The organism is Candidatus Edwardsbacteria bacterium (assembly GCA_031082425.1).
Classification (GTDB): Bacteria; Edwardsbacteria; AC1; order AC1; family EtOH8; genus UBA2226.
In genome coordinates this window covers 221440-240621 of sequence record JAVHLB010000001.1, presented here as the reverse complement: position 1 = coordinate 240621, position 19182 = coordinate 221440, and the positions used below count along the sequence as shown (strand labels likewise).

The 19182-nt window shown below is 53.9% G+C and carries 13 protein-coding genes; 6 read left to right on the top strand and 7 right to left on the bottom strand.

Features of this window, described 5'->3' with window-relative positions; genetic code table 11:
- Positions 1-36: 36 nt before the first annotated feature.
- The 4 genes from lepA (at position 37) to RDU76_01150 (ending at position 4902) form a co-directional block, all read left to right on the top strand.
- On the top strand, positions 37-1836 hold the full coding sequence (gene lepA / locus RDU76_01165; GenBank protein ID MDQ7797537.1) for a translation elongation factor 4: 1800 nt from the start codon (positions 37-39) through the stop codon (positions 1834-1836).
- Between the two features lie 441 nt (positions 1837-2277).
- Positions 2278-2982 (top strand): signal peptidase I, encoded by a 705-nt coding sequence (gene lepB / locus RDU76_01160; protein MDQ7797536.1) that lies wholly within the window; start codon positions 2278-2280, stop codon positions 2980-2982.
- Between the two features lie 30 nt (positions 2983-3012).
- A complete protein-coding gene (gene lepB / locus RDU76_01155; GenBank protein MDQ7797535.1) occupies positions 3013-3732 on the top strand; it encodes a signal peptidase I in 720 nt (239 codons plus the stop codon).
- A 48-nt stretch (positions 3733-3780) separates the two neighbouring features.
- Complete coding sequence (locus RDU76_01150; GenBank protein MDQ7797534.1) at positions 3781-4902, top strand: N-acetyltransferase; 1122 nt, start codon at positions 3781-3783, stop codon at positions 4900-4902.
- A gap of 89 nt (positions 4903-4991) precedes the next feature.
- Here the strand turns inward: RDU76_01150 and RDU76_01145 are convergent, their stop codons facing one another.
- The 7 genes from RDU76_01145 to RDU76_01115 form a co-directional block, all read right to left on the bottom strand.
- A complete protein-coding gene (locus RDU76_01145) occupies positions 4992-5918 on the bottom strand; it encodes a phosphatase PAP2 family protein (protein MDQ7797533.1) in 927 nt (308 codons plus the stop codon).
- A 53-nt stretch (positions 5919-5971) separates the two neighbouring features.
- On the bottom strand, positions 5972-7672 hold the full coding sequence (locus RDU76_01140) for a glutamine--tRNA ligase/YqeY domain fusion protein (protein ID MDQ7797532.1): 1701 nt from the start codon (positions 7670-7672) through the stop codon (positions 5972-5974).
- A gap of 104 nt (positions 7673-7776) precedes the next feature.
- Positions 7777-10551: a TonB-dependent receptor plug domain-containing protein gene (locus RDU76_01135; GenBank protein MDQ7797531.1), complete on the bottom strand. Its 2775-nt coding sequence runs from the start codon at positions 10549-10551 to the stop codon at positions 7777-7779.
- A gap of 10 nt (positions 10552-10561) precedes the next feature.
- The gene (gene gltX, locus RDU76_01130) at positions 10562-12022 is read right to left on the bottom strand and encodes a glutamate--tRNA ligase (protein ID MDQ7797530.1); all 1461 of its coding nucleotides are present in this window, start codon (positions 12020-12022) and stop codon (positions 10562-10564) included.
- A gap of 246 nt (positions 12023-12268) precedes the next feature.
- Positions 12269-12745 carry an SLBB domain-containing protein gene (locus RDU76_01125; GenBank protein MDQ7797529.1) on the bottom strand — a complete coding sequence of 159 codons (477 nt, stop codon included), beginning with the start codon at positions 12743-12745 and terminating at the stop codon, positions 12269-12271.
- A 102-nt stretch (positions 12746-12847) separates the two neighbouring features.
- The gene (locus RDU76_01120) at positions 12848-14569 is read right to left on the bottom strand and encodes a hypothetical protein (protein ID MDQ7797528.1); all 1722 of its coding nucleotides are present in this window, start codon (positions 14567-14569) and stop codon (positions 12848-12850) included.
- A gap of 9 nt (positions 14570-14578) precedes the next feature.
- A complete protein-coding gene (locus RDU76_01115) occupies positions 14579-16237 on the bottom strand; it encodes a carboxypeptidase regulatory-like domain-containing protein (protein ID MDQ7797527.1) in 1659 nt (552 codons plus the stop codon).
- Between the two features lie 243 nt (positions 16238-16480).
- Between RDU76_01115 and mnmE the strand changes: the two genes are divergently transcribed.
- A complete protein-coding gene (mnmE, locus tag RDU76_01110) occupies positions 16481-17839 on the top strand; it encodes a tRNA uridine-5-carboxymethylaminomethyl(34) synthesis GTPase MnmE (GenBank protein ID MDQ7797526.1) in 1359 nt (452 codons plus the stop codon).
- Between the two features lie 20 nt (positions 17840-17859).
- On the top strand, positions 17860-19017 hold the full coding sequence (locus RDU76_01105; protein ID MDQ7797525.1) for a hypothetical protein: 1158 nt from the start codon (positions 17860-17862) through the stop codon (positions 19015-19017).
- Positions 19018-19182: the final 165 nt, after the last annotated feature.

The following is a 19182-nucleotide window of genomic DNA, read 5'->3' as shown; positions in this document are numbered from 1 at the left end:
CTTTGCGGCAAAATAATTTTTCAGGAGCATAAATAATTGTCCCAAGATCACATCCGAAATTTCTGCATCATCGCCCATATAGACCACGGGAAATCCACCCTGGCCGACCGCCTGCTGGAGACCACCGGGTCCATCATGAAGAAGGACATGCAGGAGCAGGTGCTGGACAGCATGGACCTGGAGCGGGAACGGGGCATCACCATCAAGATGCACCCGGTCAAGATGAACTACCGCTCCCAGAGCGGGCAGGAATACATCTTCAACCTGATAGACACCCCGGGCCACGTGGATTTCGGCTACGAGGTCTCCCGCTCCCTGGCGGCCTGCGAGGGCGCCATCCTGGTGGTGGACGCCACCCAGGGGGTGGAGGCCCAGACAGTGGCCAACCTTTACCAGGCGGTCAACCACAACCTGACCATCATCCCGGTGATCAACAAGATAGACCTGCCCTCGGCCGAGGTGGAGCGTTGCAAGCAGCAGATCGTCGAACTGATCGGATGCGATGATGAGGATATATTATTGGTCAGCGCCAAGACCGGGATAGGCATAGAGACATTGCTGGAAACAATTATCGACAAGATCCCGGCGCCCTCGGGCAAGACCGAGGGGCCGCCCCGGGCCATGATCTTCGACTGCATCTTCGACGTCTACCGCGGGGCGGTGCCGTACATCCGGATGGTGGAGGGCAGCCTGAAAAAAGGCATGAAGATAAAACTGTTCTCCACCGACAAGATCTTCGAGGTCACCGAGGTGGGGACCCTCAAGCTGGGCATGTATCCCAAGGATATATTGCTGACCGGCGAGGTGGGCTACGTGGTGGCCGGCATCCGGACCGTCTCCGACGCCCGGGTGGGCGACACCATCACCGACGCCGAGCATCCGGCCCAAGAGGCCCTGCCGGGCTACAAGCAGGTCAAGCCCATGGTCTACGCCGGGCTGTATCCCACCGAGAACCAGCAGTACCCCGAACTGCGGGAGGCCCTGGACAAGCTGGTGCTCAACGACTCGGCCCTGTCCTACATTCCCGAGACCTCGGGAGCCCTGGGCTTCGGGTTCCGCTGCGGGTTTTTGGGCATGCTGCACATGGAGATCGTCCAGGAGCGGCTGGAGCGGGAGTACAACCTTTCCCTGATCAACACCGTGCCCAACGTGGAGTACAAGGTCTACAAGACCGACGGAACCGTCCTGCAGGTGGACAACCCGGCCGAGATGCCCACCGAGGTCAGCATCGAGAAGGTGGAAGAGCCCTACGTGGCGGCCGAGATCGTGGTGCCGGCCGAGTTCATCGGCAACATTATGAAGCTGGGGCAGGACCGGCGGGGCATCTACAAAAAGCTGGAATACCTGGACCCCACCCGGGGGATCCTGTTCTACGAGTTCCCGCTGGCCGAGATCATCTTCGATTTTTACGACAAGCTCAAGAGCCTGTCCAAGGGCTACGCCTCGCTGGATTACGAGATGCTGGAGTACCGGGAATCGGAGCTGGTCAAGCTGGACATCCTGATCAACGGCGATCCGCTGGATGCCCTGTCCTCCATCGTCCACAAGCAGCACTCCTTCGAGTGGGGCAAGGCCCTGGTGGGTAAGCTGCGCAAGCTGATACCGAGACAGCAGTACGAGATCGCCATCCAGGCGGCCATCGGCAGCCGGATCATCGCCCGGGAGTCGGTCAAGGCCTACCGCAAGAACGTCACCGCCAAGTGCTACGGCGGGGACATCACCCGCAAGCGGAAGCTGCTGGAGAAGCAGAAGGAGGGCAAGAAGCGGATGAAGCAGGTGGGCAACGTGGAGATCCCCCAGGAGGCCTTCCTGGCGGTGTTAAAGGTTGGAGACTGAGACGAGCGAGGAGGACTTTTTAAACCACCAAGACACCAAGGCACCAATGTCATTCTGAGATTGACGCCGTGCTTTACAGATTGAAGGATATTACTATTTGCTACCAAGACAACCTTCACTATCCTCACGACAAGTTCAAAAAGGGAACTATCTAATTTACATTGAGTGCTAAATTGCGACTACACACTTAATAAATATAATTAACTTCTTTTCTTATGCGTAGTAAAATGAAAAATAATATATTGCCTATCGTATCAGCGATATTTTGCATCACAATATTGCTCTATTGGGCATATGTGTCATATCAAGCAGGCACAGTAAAGTATGTTATTTTAGCCTTAAGTATTGGTGTTGGCGTTTGTATTGCCGTTATAGTACCTTATTTAATCGTGGCTTTAATAAAAAGGTTTAAAAAAAAGAAACTATAAATTTTTGGATATTATGAAAAACAATTCATTTAAGAAATTCTGGCACGACTGGCTGTGGCCGCTGCTGTTTGCGGTGGTCGTGGTCAAGTTCATCATCAACCCCTTCCTGCTGGAGGCCTACGAGGTGCCCACCGGCTCCATGGAGAAGACCATCCTGCCGGGCGACCGGCTGTTCGCCGAGAAATTCACCTACGGCCTTCACATCCCCTTCACCGACAAGACCATTCTGCCCATGACCTCGCCCCGGCCGGGACAGATGGTTATCTTCCGCAGCCCCTACGACGGCCTGACCCTGGTCAAGCGCTGCATCGGCCTGCCGGGCGACACCATCGAGGTGAAGAACAAGGACCTCTACCTGAACGGCAAAAAAATGGAACAGCCGTTCATCCAGCACACCGACCCCGAGCAATATCCCTTCCCGCAGGCAGCCATCAATCCCCTTATGATGCAGAACGACTGGGAGAGCGGGCGCAACGCCGAGCGGTACTGGGTGCGCGACAACTTCGGCCCGGTGGTGGTCCCCCCGGACTGCTACTTCATGATGGGCGACAACCGGGACGAATCGTTCGATTCCCGCTACTGGGGGCCGCTGCCCAAAAAGAACATCCGGGGGAGGGTGATGTTCATCTACTGGTCCTGGGACAAGCAGTCCGATACTCCGCTCAGCAGATTCTGGCAGAGGTTCAGAATAACGCGGATAGGCAAGATACTGGCTTAAATATTTAAAAACAAAGAACCAAAATATGATATGCTGAAAGCTCACGATAACCGCAAAAAATCCTGGTACCGGGACTGGACGGAATTAATCCTCTGGGCGGCGGTGATGGCCCTGATCATCCGCAGCCTGCTGATCCAGGCCTTCAAGATCCCCTCCGGCTCGATGGAGGACACCCTGCTGGTGGGGGATTTTCTGATGGTCAACAAGTTCATCTACGGCACCAAGATCCCCTTCACCGACCGGGCGGTCCTGCCGGGGATCCGGCCGCCGGTGCCCGGTGATATCGTGGTGTTCAAATACCCGCTGGACGGGCGCGATTTCATCAAGCGCTGCGTGGCGGTGGAGGGCGACACCGTGGAGCTGATCGGTAAGGACCTCTATGTCAACGGCCAGCGGCCCGACGAGCCCTATGCCGTCCACAAGTCCCGGGAAGCCAGCCTGAACAGGGATGCGGTCAAGAACATCTGGAAGCCGGATTATCAGAGGGCCTGGGAGGAAAGAAAGTTCGTCCAGCTGGGCTGGATGCGGGACAACTTCGGGCCGGTGGTGGTGCCGCCGGGGAACATCTTCGCCATGGGCGACAACCGGGACAACTCGCTGGATTCCCGCTTTTGGGGGCCGCTGCCCAAGGATCTGCTCAGGGGCCGGGCGCTGTTCATCTACTGGTCCTGGGATTCGGAGAACGGCGAGCCGTTCTGGATGTTCTGGAAGAATATCCGTTTCCAGCGGCTGGGTGATCTGATAAAATAGCAGCCGTTAAGGCGATTACTTGCCCACGAAAAACACAAAAATGGAATCATGCCGGATAATATCATTATAAAACAGGCGGTCGGCCAGGCGGATGTCGACGATTTCATAAAACTGCCCTGGACGATCTATGGCCACGATCCCAATTGGGTGCCGCCCCTGATCGCCGAACAGCGCAAGATGCTGGACGCCGGGAGAAATGCCTTCTTCGAACATGCCCGGGCCGCCTATTTTCTGGCCCAAAAGGACGGCAAGAACATCGGGCGCATCTCCGCGCACATTGACGACAACAGCAACCGGTTTCATAACGAAAAATGCGGCTTTTTCGGCTTCTTTGAATGCTTGGATGACCAGAATGCCGCCGCGGCTCTTGTTGCCGCCGCCGGGAGATGGATTAAAGATCAGGGCATGGATACCATCCGGGGCCCGTTCAACTTCACCACCAACGATACCGCCGGCCTGCTGATAGACGCCTTCGATTCTCCGCCGGTGATAGAGATGACCTACAACCCGTCATATTATCCCAAATTGATCGAGGGCTGCGGGCTGGAAAAGGCCATGGATATGTATGCCTACTTCTTCGACGTGGAGAAGATGGACGGCCGGCGGGTGAGGATGCTGGCCCAGAGGGTGGAGCGCCACGGCATCACCTTCCGGAGCATCGATAAAAAAAAATTCGCCCAGGAGGTGAAGATATTCAAGGAGGTTTACAACCAGGCCTGGAGCCATAACTGGGGCTTTGTGCCCCTGACCGAACACGAGATAGACCATTATGCCGAAAATTTCAAGGACATAGTGGATGCCGATTTCGTGATCTTCGCCTTCGACGGGCAAAAGCCGGTGGGCTCGCTGTGGGCCCTGCCGGATTACAATTACGTCATTAAAAAACTGAACGGCAGGATGGGCCCGCTGGAGATGATCAAGTTCCTGTGGCACAAAAGAGAGATCACCCATGCCAGGGTGATGACCGCCGGGGTGGTCGGTGACTACCAGCATCGGGGCATCGAGGCCGGGCTGATCAGCCGGGTGTTCGAGAACGGTCTTAAAAAGGGCTACCGGACAGGGGAGCTGTCCTGGGTGCTGGAGAACAATACTATGATGAACCGGCTGGCCGAGGCGGTGGGGGCCAGGATCTACAAGACCTACCGGGTGTATGAGAAAAAGATCGTTTGATTGTTCCACGTTCGGAATTTAAATTTTTAGGAGAGGGTTTGAAACCCTCTCCTAAAAATAAACCAATAAGGTTATATACAAAGGCCGCCCTAATTTTGGGCGGCCTCTTTGTTTTTATCCCTTGACGGGATGAAATGCGGATTCCACAATTCGGTGATGAAAATGGCCAGCGCGGCCAGGCCGAACCCGGCGATGACGTCTATCACATAGTGCAGTCTTAAGAATACCGTGGCCAGTATCAGCAGAATCCCCACCGGCAGCAGGAAGGCGAACAGTTTTTTATGATGGACATGGGCGTAATACAACACGATCAATGTTATGCCGGTGTGCCCGGAGGGGAAACAATCCCTTTTGTTGAACTCGTTGGCGGTCAAAAAATCCAGGATCTGGTTGCCCCAGAACAGGCCCTTGACCGGGCCGGCCTGCTGGCCGGTCAGGGTGAAGCGCGGCCCGACGGCCGGCACCAGCAGATATCCCACGTAGGAGATGAAGAAACCCAGGGTCAAAGCCAAAAAGAGATGCTCCAGCTCGTGATGTTTCTGGTCGAAGTGCAAAAAGACCGCCAGGACCACCGGCAGAAAATAGTAGCTGGAATAGGCCAGGGCCAGCACGTCCACCATCCAGGGGACGGTGAAACGCTCCAGCCAGACGGTGGGATGGACCCCGAACAGGACATAGTCTATCCTGATCAGGTAGCTGTCCAGATCGGGCCGGATATAATGGGTGATGAAGCCCAGGCTCTGGAAGACCGGCAGGATCCCGGCGTAGGGCGCCAGGTGGCGCAGGCTCTTGGTGATTTTATTGGGCCAGCGGGTGTTGAGAAATATCACCAAGGCGTAGGCCGCCAGGGTCAGCCCGTAGATATAGAAGATCTGGGGCCAGCCGTCCAGTTTGCGCAGGAAGACCACCGTCAGCAGGGAAAGCCCTAGGATGAACCACAGGTACAGCCACTCTACTTTTTTCAGCTTGATGTCTTTCATGTCGGTAATTTTAGCATAGATGTAAAATAAGTTCAATAATTGAAAACCCCTCTCCCAATGCTTTGGGGGAGGGGCAGGGGTGGGATCATTTACTCCTTTACTGTCTTGCCCCAGGACTCCTTCAGCGGCACCGTCCGGTTCAGCACCAGCTTGCCTTCCCTGGAATCCGGGTCCACGCAGAAATAGGCCAGCCGTTCCAGCTGGATGGCCTGGCCGGGCTTGACCTGGGCCAGGGCCGGTTCGCATTTGCAATCGGATATCACTTTAAGCGAATCGGGATTTAGGTTGGCGGTAAAATCCTGCCCTTCGGGGGCATCGTCGGGATTCTCCTTGGTGAACAACCGGTCATACAGCCGGGCCTCGGCCGTGATGGCATGCTTGGCCGACACCCAGTGCAATGTGGCCTTGACCTTGCGGCCGTCCGGGGCGTCGCCGCCCTTGGTGGCCGGGTCGTAGGTGCAGCGCAGTTCGGTGATGTTGCCTGAAGCATCCTTGATGGCCTCGGTGCAGGTGATGAAATAGGCCCAGCGCAGGCGCACCTCGCGGCCCGGCGACAAACGGTAGAATTTCTTGTGCGGCTCCTCCATGAAGTCGTCCCGCTCCAGGTACAGTTCCCGGGAGAAGGGGACCTTTCGGGTGCCGGCGGTGGGGTCCTCGGGGTTGTTGACCGCCTCCAGCTCCTCGCTTTGGCCTTCCGGGTAATTGGTGATGACCACCTTGACCGGATTGAGTATCCCCATATAACGTGGCGCTCTTTTATTAAGGTCTTCCCGAACGTAATGCTCCAGCAGGGCATGATCCACCAGGCTGTCGCGCTTGGCCACGCCTATCCGCTCGCAGAAATTCTTGATGGCCAGCGAGGAGAAACCCCGGCGGCGCATTCCGGCCAGAGTGGAGAGCCGGGGATCGTCGTAGCCTGTCACCTTTTTAGTCTTGACCATGTCGATGAATTTTCTTTTGCTCATCACGGTGTAGGACAGGTTCAAGCGGGCGAATTCGATCTGGCGGGGGTGATAGATGCCCAGCTGGTCCAAAAACCAGTCGTACAGCGGGCGGTGGTCCTCATACTCCAGCGAACATAGCGAATGGGTGATGCCCTCGATGGAATCCTCCAGGCCGTGGGCCCAGTCGTACATGGGATAGAGGCACCACTTGTCGCCCTGGCGGTGGTGGGGAGTGTGCAGAATGCGGTACATCACCGGGTCGCGCAGGTTCAGATTTGGATGGGTCATGTCTATCTTGGCCCTTAAGGTCTTGGAACCGTCGGGGAATTCCCCGGCCTTCATCCGACGGAACAGGCCCAGGTTCTCATCCACCGAACGGTCGCGATTGGGGCTGTTCCTGCCCGGCTCGGTCAGGGTTCCCCTGGTCTTGCTGACCTCCTCGGCCGCCAGATCGCAGACATAGGCCTGGCCCTTTTTGATCAGCTCCTCGGCCCATTGGTACATCTGCTCGAAATAATCCGAGGCGAAGAACAGCCGGCCGCCGAAATCGGCCCCCAGCCATTTGACGTCCTGGATGATGGCGTCCACGAACTCCTGCTCCTCCCTGGCCGGGTTGGTATCGTCGAACCGCAGATTGAACAGCCCGCCGAATTCCTGGGCAATGCCGTAGTCTATCCAGATGGCCTTGGCGTGGCCGATGTGCAGGTAGGCGTTGGGCTCCGGGGGAAAGCGGGTGTGGACCGATTTGAAGCGGCCGCTCTTAAGGTCCTCGGCCACCGCCTCGCGGATGAAATTGGTGGCGGCCGCGCCTTCGATGGGGGTCTTGGTGTTTTCGGTGTGGTTCATATTGATTTTCTCTTTTACCGCGAAGACGCTAAGATCGCAAAGGTATTGTTTAAAATGTATTTAGCGTGCCCGGGGTTTTAGTTATTTTGATTATTGTTGAATCGTTAAAAAGATACGCTTAAGGCTAGTTTAAATCTTCGCGGTGCCAGGTAAGCGCTTGAATAAGGCACACGGTATGGGTTGAACGGGTCAGAGATATAATCGTTCCAGGCAGTGATGTAGCTATTATAATTTTCATAGGGATCAATAGTTCCATCGCTGTTCAAATCCCTCCATTTGCTGTAATAGGGATTGGGAACCATTACCGGGAGTCCGTTACCATCAACAGTATAAGAAATACTGTCGGGTGTATTTCCAAGGGCAATAAATTCACTCAGATCGAAAAATTTACCGTCATAATTAACTTCTCCTGTGACCGAATAAAGGCCGCTGACATTCTTTCTATCAAATAAGTTCAATATTTCCAGATCCAAAGATAAGTTGACTTTATTGAAATTCATTTTTTTGGATATCAGCAGATCGGTATACCAGTAAGAAGGCAATAATGAGTCGTTCAAATTGCCAATAGTGTTTCCTTTTAGGTCTTTATGGGTATAGGGGAAACCGGTTCCTAAATTATTGGTCAGCCCAAGCGTGATATTTGCCAAGGGGTGAAAATTAGCTACTTTGGGGCCGAAGTTATCTCCGGAATAAAAATTAGTTACAAGTTTGAATTTGCCGGATTGATTGTAATTCATAACAATATTATTACTGTCGTTATCTTTAATGGCTGACAGGGCCTTGCTGTAGCTGTAATTGAATTGACCTATAAAGTAATCGGTTTTATGATCTAAATTTAGTTCGAAACCCTTCACAGTTCCATAATCCCCGTAATAATAATAATATATATAATTAAGTCCCGTGGTCGAGTCCAGCATTTCTCGTGACTGAAGTATATTATTAATATTTTTATAATAGAAATTAGCGTTTACGGCTGTGTTTGTATTTATTTGATGGGTTATGCCAGTTTCGTAAAGGGTAGTTTTTTGATAATCAGCCAAGGTGTTAACAGAATATAGGCTCAAGTGAATTTTTTTATAAAAATCATCCCAGGCAGGTATTTGATAGTATTGGTTAAAGCCGCATTCAACGTGGGTTGAAGGAAACAATAAATAAGTAATATTAGTGCCCAAGCTCGCCGTACTTTTTCTTTTTTCGTAAAGCGGTGTTGAATCCGTAAGCCAGAAAAAGTTGGTGTAATTGAAAGAGTCCCCTAAATTCACATGATTAAACCGCAGACCAGCATTAATTGCTATCTTGTCATAAATAAAATGTTCTTGAATATAAATAGCACGGGTTTCCGGCTTAAAGTCATAGCTTTGGACAAATACCCCAACCGGGCTGTAATAAGATGCTAATGGTTCCCAAGGCAAGGAATTATATTTTTTATAAACACGGTATTTCTTAAACTCAACACCACCGGAAAGTCTATTATATTCATTAATCCGCGAAGAAACGTCAAGTTTTCCCGAGGCATAATCAGAAAAAGACTTTTCCCAAACTCTGGCCAGTCCGGTAGTGTAAAATATGCCGTCCACGCCGTAGGGGTTATCAACATCGTTTGAGCTGTAGGCCTGACCTTCATATGCATCATACATGCTGTCGCCGTCGGCATCGGTATCGGAAAGGAATGTATAATCCTCCCACCAGCTTCTAGTTTTCTCTGCTATGGTATCGCGTATTCCCGATTGGGTCTGGCTGTGATGTTTGCTTAGCTTGAGAGTATAGTTGATCTTGTTGGCGATGCTGTGTGTCCATGTCGCGCCCAGCAAGTGGGATTTTTGTAGTTTTGAATAATAGCCGTCCAGATTATATTTCCAAGAAGCATTGTAACGTGCTTCTTGATCCCTGGTGGCTATGCCTAAGAGGCTCAATTTTGCGTCAAGTGGCTGTATCTTGTAGCTTGCTTTTCCCGTGATGCGGTATTTATTATAATCGCTATGCGGCAGATATTCTGCATCACTTTCCTTCCAGCCACGAACCCAACCATCGGCTATTCTTTGGGCCTTTTCCGCCTGCCAGGCTCCATCTGTGGAATCTTCCCAACCACCCGTCCATCCCAAGGAGATTGAATCCCAAGTAGAATAGCTATAACGTAGAGTATCGACCCATAAGTAATCTTTGGAAGGATCGGGCACGTAAAATTTCTCCGGCATAAAACAGGGCCGGATATCGTCGCCGTTATCGGTCTCGGCCGAAAGTAAGTATGATATATTCTTATAGAACGGCAGAGCTCCGCCCAGCGCCGTTTCAAATTTATTACCATTACGGCTTGGCTCTGTGGTCCATTTGCCGAAAATGTTGAATTTATCCGAATATTCCTTGGTTTTGAAATTGACCACACCGCCCATGGCGTCGCCAGTTTCAACGCCCCAGCCGCCGGTAGTTACGGATAATTCTTCAATAGCCGCCAAATTGATAGGGGTAGCGATCTCTCCAGTGTATTGTTCGGTTACATTAAAACCGTCTATAAAATAGGCTATCTCATCGGAACGGCTTCCCCGAAAATAAAGAGAGCCGTTTCCGTTCACCACGCCATTGGTGGCCGATAATATCGAAATTATGTTGGCGTTGGGGGTGGCGGCTATTTCCCGGGGATAAACAACCCTAGTGCCAGGTGTAGATGGCTTATAATTTTGGGTTACTCCATAAACAGGGCCGCCTACGGGTCTTGCTATAATGGTGTCGGCCGCCAATGTGTCATTGGCCGGGACAACGATCACAATCTCAGTACTATCGGTTTTCAATGTATCCGGAACGGGAATGGTTTCCTGGGCGCCGGCCCAAAGGGGTAAATAAAGTATCGAACAAAGCAGGACTAACGAAAAGTACCTTTTCATATTGGTCCTTTTAGCTTGGTTTTGATAATAAACCTATTCCCGTTGTAATTCTTAGAATGGTTTCCTCTTTGCCCAGCACCTCGGCTAGGTCGATGGCCCCGCCGGGCGAGCTCTCCTTGCCGGACAGGGCGGTGCGGATGGGCCACAGCATCTGCCCGGTCTTCAGCCCCTGGGTCTCTATCAGCCCGAACAGGGCATCATGTATCGTCTGGTGTTCCCAAATCTCCAGATCTTCCAGCACAGCCAGGGCCAGCTTTAACGACTCCAGAGAGATGGCCGGGTCGGTCTTCATCTTCTTGTTGACGTAAAGCGAAACATCGTATTCCGGCAGGGTGTCAATAAAATCAACTATCCCGGGGATGTCACTCAAAACCTCGGTCCTCAGTTGAACCAGCTTGCTGAGTTTAAGAAGATCGATATCCGTTCGTTTGACGGCCTTCTGATAATAGGGCTTTGCCAGATCGTTGAACTGCTCCGGGGCCAGCTTGCGGATATACTCGCCGTTCATCCACTTCAGCTTGTCGGGGTCGAAGATGGCCGGAGAATTGTTCAGCCCCGATATATTGAATATCTTCTTCAGTTCGTCCAGCGAGAAGATCTCCCGGTCATCCTTGGGATTCCAGCCCAGCAGGGCGATGTAATTGACGATGGCCTCCTTGAGATATCCCTGGTGGTAGAAATCCTCAAAGGAGGCGTCGCCCTCCCGCTTGGAGAGCTTTTTGCCGGCGGCCTTCATTATCAGCGGCAGGTGGATGTAGGCCGGGATCTCCCAGCCCAGGGCCCGGTAGATCAGATTGTATTTGGGGGCCGAGGACAGGTATTCGCTGCCCCGGATGACGTGGGATATCTGCATCAAATGGTCGTCCACCACGTTGGCGAAATTATAGGTAGGCAGGCCGTCGGACTTTAAAAGAATTCCGTCCTCCAGGGTATCGTTCTCCACCGTCACCGAACCGTAGACCATATCCTGGAAGGTGGTCGTTCCTCCGCGGGTGATCCTCTGCCGCACCACACAGGGTTCGCCGCTGTCAGCCCGCTTTTGAGCCTCGGACGGAGCGATCTCCCGGCAGGGGTCCTGATATTTGAAGACGGTCTCCTTGCCCCCGGCTTCTTTGCGCAAAGACTCCAATTTTTCCTTGCTGCAGAAGCAGTAGTAGGCCCCGCCTGCCGCGATCAGCTTTTCGGCCCATTCCTTGTAGATGCCCTTGCGTTGGCTCTGGATATACGGTCCGAACGGTCCGCCGATATCCGGTCCCTCGTCGTGCTCCAGGCCGACTAATCTCAAAGTGTTGTATATGACCTCGACCGATCCCTCCACCAGGCGCTCCTGATCGGTGTCCTCGATCCTCAGAATGAATTTTCCATCCATGGTCCGGGCGATCAGGTAGGCATACAGGGCGGTTCGTAAATTGCCGATATGCATGTAGCCGGTGGGGCTGGGGGCGAAGCGGGTCCTTACTTTTAGTGGCATAAAATTAAATGATTCTTTTGGTTTATAGCTTATCAAAGGCAACGATCACTGGCGGTCATTTTGTTTTTGTCATTCCTGCGCCGCGCCCCGACAAAGTCGAGGCTCCGATTTCATCGGGGCCGTGGGAAAGCAGGAATCCACGTTTTTCAGGATTCCCGCCGGAGTTAACTTTTGGACGCCTGCCTGCGCAGGGATGACAATTTAAAAGAAATGCGCCGATAGAAAGATGGGACCGGATCGGTTGGGTTATCGATTGCGGGATATCAGATAATAGACATTGGCGATCACCGCCAGGTCGGCCACAAAGCCGATGGCGTCCTTCCAGAAGAACCGGGCGTTGCGCGGGATCATCACGGTATCGCCGGGCTTCAGGGCCGGAATGGCAACCTGCTTGGTGCTGTTAAGGTATTTGTCGATATTTATCTTCTGGTTGAGCCGTTTGGCTCCATCGTGGCTCGACAGCCTGACCCGGGAGAGGGCGGCATACTGGGTGGGGCCGCCGGCCCGGGACATAAGGTCCAGCACCGTCGAGCCGTCCGGCACCCGGTACATGCCTGGGCTGTTGACCTCGCCCCAGACGTGCACCTCTATCAGCAGGCGCTGGCCGGCATCCATGTAGAACTCCTCCTTTTTGAAGGAGGGGGCATCCTGGGCCATGATAAAGGATGAGCCCGGGATCGTAACAGCCAGAGAAAGTATCGCTAGTTTGACCATCAGTTTCATATTTAACACCCCGCTTGAGTTTCAAATATATTTCACCGCAAGGAACCGATGCAGATATTATCGGATCCCTGCGGTGAATCGAAATGACTGATATCTGTATTGTCAGCCCTTGATCTTCTTCAGGCGGTCCTTGGCCTTGGCCAGGTAATCCTTGGCCTTGGCGTGCCCGGGATCTGATTTTAAAAGCTGCTGGAAGGTCTTGACGGCCTTATCATATTCCTCGTTCATATACTGCTTGACGCCGGTCTTGTAAAGATCGTTGATCTGGTCGGCCGACAGTTTGGCCGAGGCGGCCGGCTTGGGGGCTGCGGCTTTGGGTCTTTCGACGGCCGCCGGACGGGGGGCGGTTTCCCGGGTGACGGCCGGTTTGGTCGGAGGAGGCGCCGGCTGGGAGGCCGCCGGGGGCTGGTAGGTCCGGCGGGCGTCGGCATTGTAAGCCACCGGGGCTGCAGCGATGGGCTGCATGGCCAGTTCGTTTACGGCATCCTGGCGGTCCCTGGAGGATACCTCTATGCTTTGTGACTGGTATCCGCCCGAAGTGACCGATAGGCTGTACTTTCCAGGGGGAACCTGAGTATTAAACTCCCCGGTCCGGGGATCGGAGCTGAATTCCGGCAGGTCCTTGCCCACGAAACTGAAGCTGGCCGCCAAGGGCTGGCCGGTGGCGGCATCGACCACCGTGCCCTTGATGGTGCCCAGTTTGCGCTTGAGGGTCAGGTCCCATTTTTCCTTCTTGCCCGGCTCCACCTTGATCTTTCTCTCCAGCCAGCGGTAGCCGTTGGCGTAGATGTGGATCTTATAATCGCCCGGCGGCAGCTCGGTCAGATATTTGCCGATATCGTCGCTGACGGACCCCGGGAGCCCGGCCCCGGGGAAGGTGATCATGCCCTTCATGGGCACCCCGGTGTCACGGTCCTTGATCATCCCGGCGATGGCCCCGGTGATCACCCCGGAGATGGCCCGGCCGGCGCTGGCCGGAAAGTCCAGCCCCAGATTGATCTGCCAGGGGGCCGAGGCCTTGGTCAGGCCGATGTCGGCCGACAGGGAGACCCCCAGAAAATCCAGCGGGACATAATGGATGCCGGGGGTGAACCGGGCCTCGGTGCGGTCATAGCCCCGGCCCGAAAGCACCAGGGAATCCGGCAGGGAATCCTTGGCCGAGCCCATCCGCAGTTCGGACGAGACCTCGGCAAAGGCGGAGAACTTCTGGCTGAAGCCGTATTCGTATCCCACCCCGGCCGGTACCTGGGGCCGCTGGTCGCCCCGGGTCAGAAAGCCCAGGTTGGCATACAGGGTGGACTGCCTGAGATTTATATCGCCCAGCAGCTTGGCCCCAAAATCCAGCTGGCCGGTCTGGGACGGTCCGTCGTCATATTTATCCTTGTCCATGGGCACCGAGATGATGGGCATTATTCCCAGATCCACCAGTTGGTCGGCCAGGGCCAGGCTGTACTTGCCGGAGATGGTGATGTCGCCGGGACAGCCCAGGGTGTTGTCCAGGCCCTCGCCGCCCGGGCTGGTGATGGTCCACTGCTCGCCGTGGGCCACTCCGCTCAGCAGCAGCGACAGGTTTGGCAGGGGGGCATAGCTCAAAAGCTGGTAGCTCCAGATGTCGTTGTAGGAGTTGGCGTCCCCGGCCAGATAGGAGACCCTCTGCTGGCCGTAGCTGGAGAATGAATTCACCGTGCGATAGCCGAACATCGAGCCGGTCTTGGCCGATTGCAGATGCACCAGCCCCGGCCCGCCGATGATCGGGAACCGGGCGGCCCAGGAGAGCGCTGCCGTCAGGGCCAGCACCGCGGTCAGGCGGAATAATAATTTCATAAAAAGGAACTATCCTCTAATTTTCTTTAAGCGTTCCTGGCTCTTTTTCAGATAATCCCGGGCCTTGGTATTCCCGGGGTCGGCCGCCAGCAGCTTCTTGAAGGTGGCCACGGCCTGGTCGTATTCTTCGCTCATGTACTGTTTGACCCCGGTCTTATAAAGATCAGCCACCTCCTCGGGATTTAGGCCGGGCGCCTTGGGAGCCGGCTTTCTTTCCGGTTTGGGCTTTGCCGCCACGGCCACCGGCGGCTTGGCCGGCTTCTGAACCACCGCCGGCTGGACCGGCTGGGGTTTGGGAATGGGCTGCAGGACGATATTCTGAATGGATTCTTCCTTGTCGGTCAGGCTGATGCTGGCCTGAAAAGGCTGATAGCCGTCGGCGGCCACGCTTAGGTCGTATTTCTTGGGGGCGGCCAGGGTCAAGCTGAAACCACCGGTAGCCTGGTCATTGTGATATCTGTCTCCGTTCCCGTTCAGGGTGATCACGGCCGACACCGGCCGGCCGGTGGCAGCATCGGCCACCTGACCCTTGATGGTGCCCTCCCGGGGGCTGAGGGTCAGATCCCAGGACTGCGATTCGCCGGATTTGACCTCCAGCTTCCGGTCAACCGTCCGGAAACCGTTGGCCATCACCTTGATATTATAGGTGCCGGGATTAAGTTTTAACTGGTAGCTGCCGTTGGGCTGGCTGACCACCGCCGGCATATCGGTGCCGGGGAAGCTGATCATGCCCCTGATCGGCTGGTTGGTCTGGCGGTGCTTTATCAGGCCGGCGACGGTGCCGGGCAGGATGACGGACCTGATCAGTCCGGCGGCGGCCGGAAAATCCAGCCCCAGGATCAGCTGCCAGGAAGGGGTGGCCCTGGTCAGCCCGATGTCGGCGGCCAGATTGACCCCCAAAATGGGAAGCGGTACAAAACGAAGCCCCGGGGTCAGCCTGGCTTCGGTGCGATCGAACCCCCGCCCGGAAAGTATCAAGGAATCCGGCAGGGAATCTTTCTTGGAGCCGATCCGCAGTTCGGCCGAGGTTTCCATGAAGGCCGAGAAGCGGTGGTTTATCTCATAATTGACGCCCAGCCCGGCCGGCACCTGGGGGCGCTGGTCGCCCCGGGTCAGGAAACCCACGTTCACCAGGAGGCTCATTTTATCCCGGGCCAGATCTGTCAGCAGCTTGCCGCCGAAATCTACCTGGCCGGTCTGGGACGGGGAATCCTGAAATTTCTCCTTATCCATGGGAATGGTGACCATCGGCATAAAGGCCAGATCAACCATGCCGTCATAAAGCTGGAGGCCGTATTTGGCGGCTATGGTAAAATCGCCGGGGCAGCCCAGGGTGTTGTCCAGACTGTCTCCGCCCGGGCTTTTTATGCTCCATTGCTCGGCATGGGCCAGGCCCACCACCATAAAGGCCAGGTTATCCATCGGCGAATAGTTCACCAGATTGTAGCTCCACAGGTCGTTATATGAATTATCGTCGCCCGGGAGGAACGAGACTTTCTGGCTGCCGTAATTGGTGATGGCATTGAAGCTTCTGAAGCCAAAGCCCTGTCCGGCCTTGGCCGACTGCAGGTGGATCAGGCCCGGGCCGCCCAGCAGGGGGAAACGGGCGGCCTGCGCGGCAGGCAGCGCCAGAAACAGGGATATTGCGATCAGCAGATATTTTTTCATGGTCGGTCTCCAAGTAGGGATTGAGGGATAAAAGACCCTTTGGGTTGTATGGAAAAATCACATAAAATACTACAACCCCAGTATCATAGGTTAGCACATTTGGGCAATAAATGTCAATATTATTGACAAAATAAATTGCTTTATAATAAGAACTTGCCTTTTTCAGGATGGTTATTAATTTCTTGATTTTAATCCGAAGTTCCGGTATCATTAAACTCTATGGACCGCCACTTTATAGATGTGATGAAATCGAACCATACCATAGCCGCCATAGCTACCGGCACCGGGCCGGCCGCTCTGGCCATGGTCAGGATCTCCGGCCCGGATTCGGCCCGGATCGGCGACGCCATTTTCACCGGGAGCCTGAAACCATCAGCGATGGAAAGCCATTTACTGCATTACGGCCACATCATCGATGCCGGTGGCGCCCGGCTGGATGAGGTCATGTTGGCTGTTTTAAGGCCGCCGCATTCCTTCACCGCCGAGCAGATGGTGGAGATCACCTGCCACGGGGGTGGGGCGGCGGCCGGCGCGGTGCTGGGGGCGGCCCTGGCGGCCGGCGCCCGTCCGGCCCGTCCGGGGGAGTTCTCGTTGCGGGCCTTTCTCAACGGAAGGATAGACCTGGCCCAGGCCGAGGCGGTGGCCGACATCATCAATGCCCGGACCGGCACCGCCGCCCGGGCCGCCCTGGAACGGCTCTCCGGGGGTCTCTCCCGCAAGATCGCCGCCGTCAGGGAGAGTCTGCTGGATGCGGCTGCCTTGGTGGAATCCCTGATAGACTTTCCCGAGGAGGATATTCCTCCGGCCGAATCCGACAAATTGATAATTGATATCGACCGGGCAAGGGAGCAGATCGCCAGGGTACTGGCCGGCAGCAAAGCCGCCATGGTATTAAAGGACGGAGCCCGGGTGGTCATCGCCGGCCGGCCCAACGTCGGCAAATCCAGCCTGTTCAACATGCTGCTTAAAGAAGAGAAGGCCATCGTCACCGAAACCCCCGGAACGACCAGAGACGTGCTGGAGGGCTGGATAGATATCGGGGGCATCCCCCTCCGCCTGTTCGATACCGCAGGCCTCAGGGATACATTCGATGAGATCGAGTCCCATGGCATGGAACGGGCCCGGGGCAAGCTGGAACAGGCAGATCTGGTGCTTCTGGTGCTGGACGGGACCGCGCCGATGGCCCCGGAGGATGAAAAGCTTTTATCCCAAACCGAAAAATATGCCCGTTTGATCCTGGTGAACAAATGCGACCTGCCGCAACCTCCGGTGAACGGGACGGGAGGGTCGTGGCTGAAGATATCGGCCGTCACCGAAGAAGGTTTGCCGGAACTGGAGAGATCCATTGTGGCCCGACTTACCGACGGACAGGGCATCGAGGCCGGGGCCGCCTCGGCCGCCAATGCCCGGCAGGCGCAGCTGATGGAGGAGTGCCTGAAGCATTTGGATACCGCAAAGCACGGCCTGGAGCAGAAACTGTCCTGCGAACTGCCGGCCAGCGACCTCAAGGCCGCCATCGATGCCTTGGGGCAGATCACCGGACAGACCATCGGAGATGATATTCTGGACAGGATCTTCGAAAAATTCTGCATTGGAAAATAAACCTTTAAAAAAGAATCACCATGATTACGAAGATGGAATGCGGCCCCGTTCTATTAATGGCAGTTTTAATGTTGGTTGGCTGCGGTAAACGGGCATCCGAAAAGGATAGTACAACAAATACCAAACAGCTTCAAGTAGCCGGCGAAAAACAGATAACCTCTTTGTGCACGATAAGTAAAGCGTTTGAGGTAACAATGCCCCAGAGCGCAACCTTGGTTAGGCTCGCACCTGACCAAACAAAAAAAGGCGAGAGAAATATAAAACTATACATCTATACCGACCCCGATTTGATAGTAGTTGATAACAATGAGAATACATTGGCACGAGTTATATTGGGCAAGGCTTTAAATGTATGGGTTAGTAAAAATGGACAAACAATAAAGGCAATGGTAAAAGGGCCAAGCAATGACTATGAAGATATTACCACCAAGGTATTTGATGGAAATGGAAACTTCTTATTTAAAACCAAACGTGGCGGAATAAGCCAAATCTCTGATGACGGCCAGTATATTCTGATAGGGTTGGCAGAACATCCCATGGAAGCGATTGAAATACACGATAGAAAGGGCAATTTATTATGGACAAAAGGTTCGGATAGTTGCGTTGTTTGGGGTGCAAAGATAATCAAGGATAATATTGTCTTGACTGTTGAACGGGCGAAAAACGGAGAGAAAAACTCTATTGTAATCTATGATATAAATGGCAATCTACAATTTACATACCCCAATATCAAACCAGAAATGGGTTACAGTATTTATACCGGAGGCAGCATGGTTATGGTTTCAACGCAAAGCATATATAACTCAATTTACACAGTTGACATTAAAGGTTATAGCGTAACTACCCTTGATAGTACCAAATTGGATTTACAAACCATATCGGACGATGGTAAATATTGTTTGTTGGCATATATAGATACTTTGGTTTGTTGGGAAGTGAGTAAACAGAAAGAATTATGGAAACTTGCCGGGACAAATGGTAGGGGAAAAATTTCGCCAAGTGGTAAATGGTTTGTAACTTATGCCTCGGCTAAAAGTAAAAATGAGAAATATATTAAGCTTGTTGATCGGACTGGAAAAATTGTCTACGAAACAGATAGATTTGTAGACTTTATAAATGATAGTATGTTTTATTACCAAGATAACAACAAGATAGTTTTCAATAATATTGGTAATTGAATACAAAATAGCATTAAATGATGGCAATCGCTTGTATTCTGAGCGTAGCGGCTGTTCCATCGCTGTTGCTGTCCGGCATAGGCAAATATGTGATGTTCAATCTGCAGATGCTGTACGACAAGTAGGTGGACCTGCGGGCCCGGTTCAAGCAGACCCTCTCGCTGG

Excerpts from the sequence above, each read along its gene's own strand:
- RDU76_01125 (MDQ7797529.1), bottom strand. The coding sequence starts at position 12,745 with ATGAAACTGATGGTCAAACTAGCGATACTTTCTCTGGCTGTTACGATC.
- RDU76_01120 (MDQ7797528.1), bottom strand. The coding sequence starts at position 14,569 with ATGAAATTATTATTCCGCCTGACCGCGGTGCTGGCCCTGACGGCAGCG.
- mnmE (MDQ7797526.1), top strand. The coding sequence starts at position 16,481 with ATGAAATCGAACCATACCATAGCCGCCATAGCTACCGGCACCGGGCCG.
- RDU76_01140 (MDQ7797532.1), bottom strand. The coding sequence starts at position 7,672 with ATGAACCACACCGAAAACACCAAGACCCCCATCGAAGGCGCGGCCGCC.
- gltX (MDQ7797530.1), bottom strand. The coding sequence starts at position 12,022 with ATGCCACTAAAAGTAAGGACCCGCTTCGCCCCCAGCCCCACCGGCTAC.
- RDU76_01105 (MDQ7797525.1), top strand. The coding sequence starts at position 17,860 with ATGATTACGAAGATGGAATGCGGCCCCGTTCTATTAATGGCAGTTTTA.
- RDU76_01150 (MDQ7797534.1), top strand. The coding sequence starts at position 3,781 with ATGCCGGATAATATCATTATAAAACAGGCGGTCGGCCAGGCGGATGTC.
- RDU76_01115 (MDQ7797527.1), bottom strand. The coding sequence starts at position 16,237 with ATGAAAAAATATCTGCTGATCGCAATATCCCTGTTTCTGGCGCTGCCT.
- lepB (MDQ7797536.1), top strand. The coding sequence starts at position 2,278 with ATGAAAAACAATTCATTTAAGAAATTCTGGCACGACTGGCTGTGGCCG.
- lepB (MDQ7797535.1), top strand. The coding sequence starts at position 3,013 with ATGCTGAAAGCTCACGATAACCGCAAAAAATCCTGGTACCGGGACTGG.
- RDU76_01135 (MDQ7797531.1), bottom strand. The coding sequence starts at position 10,551 with ATGAAAAGGTACTTTTCGTTAGTCCTGCTTTGTTCGATACTTTATTTA.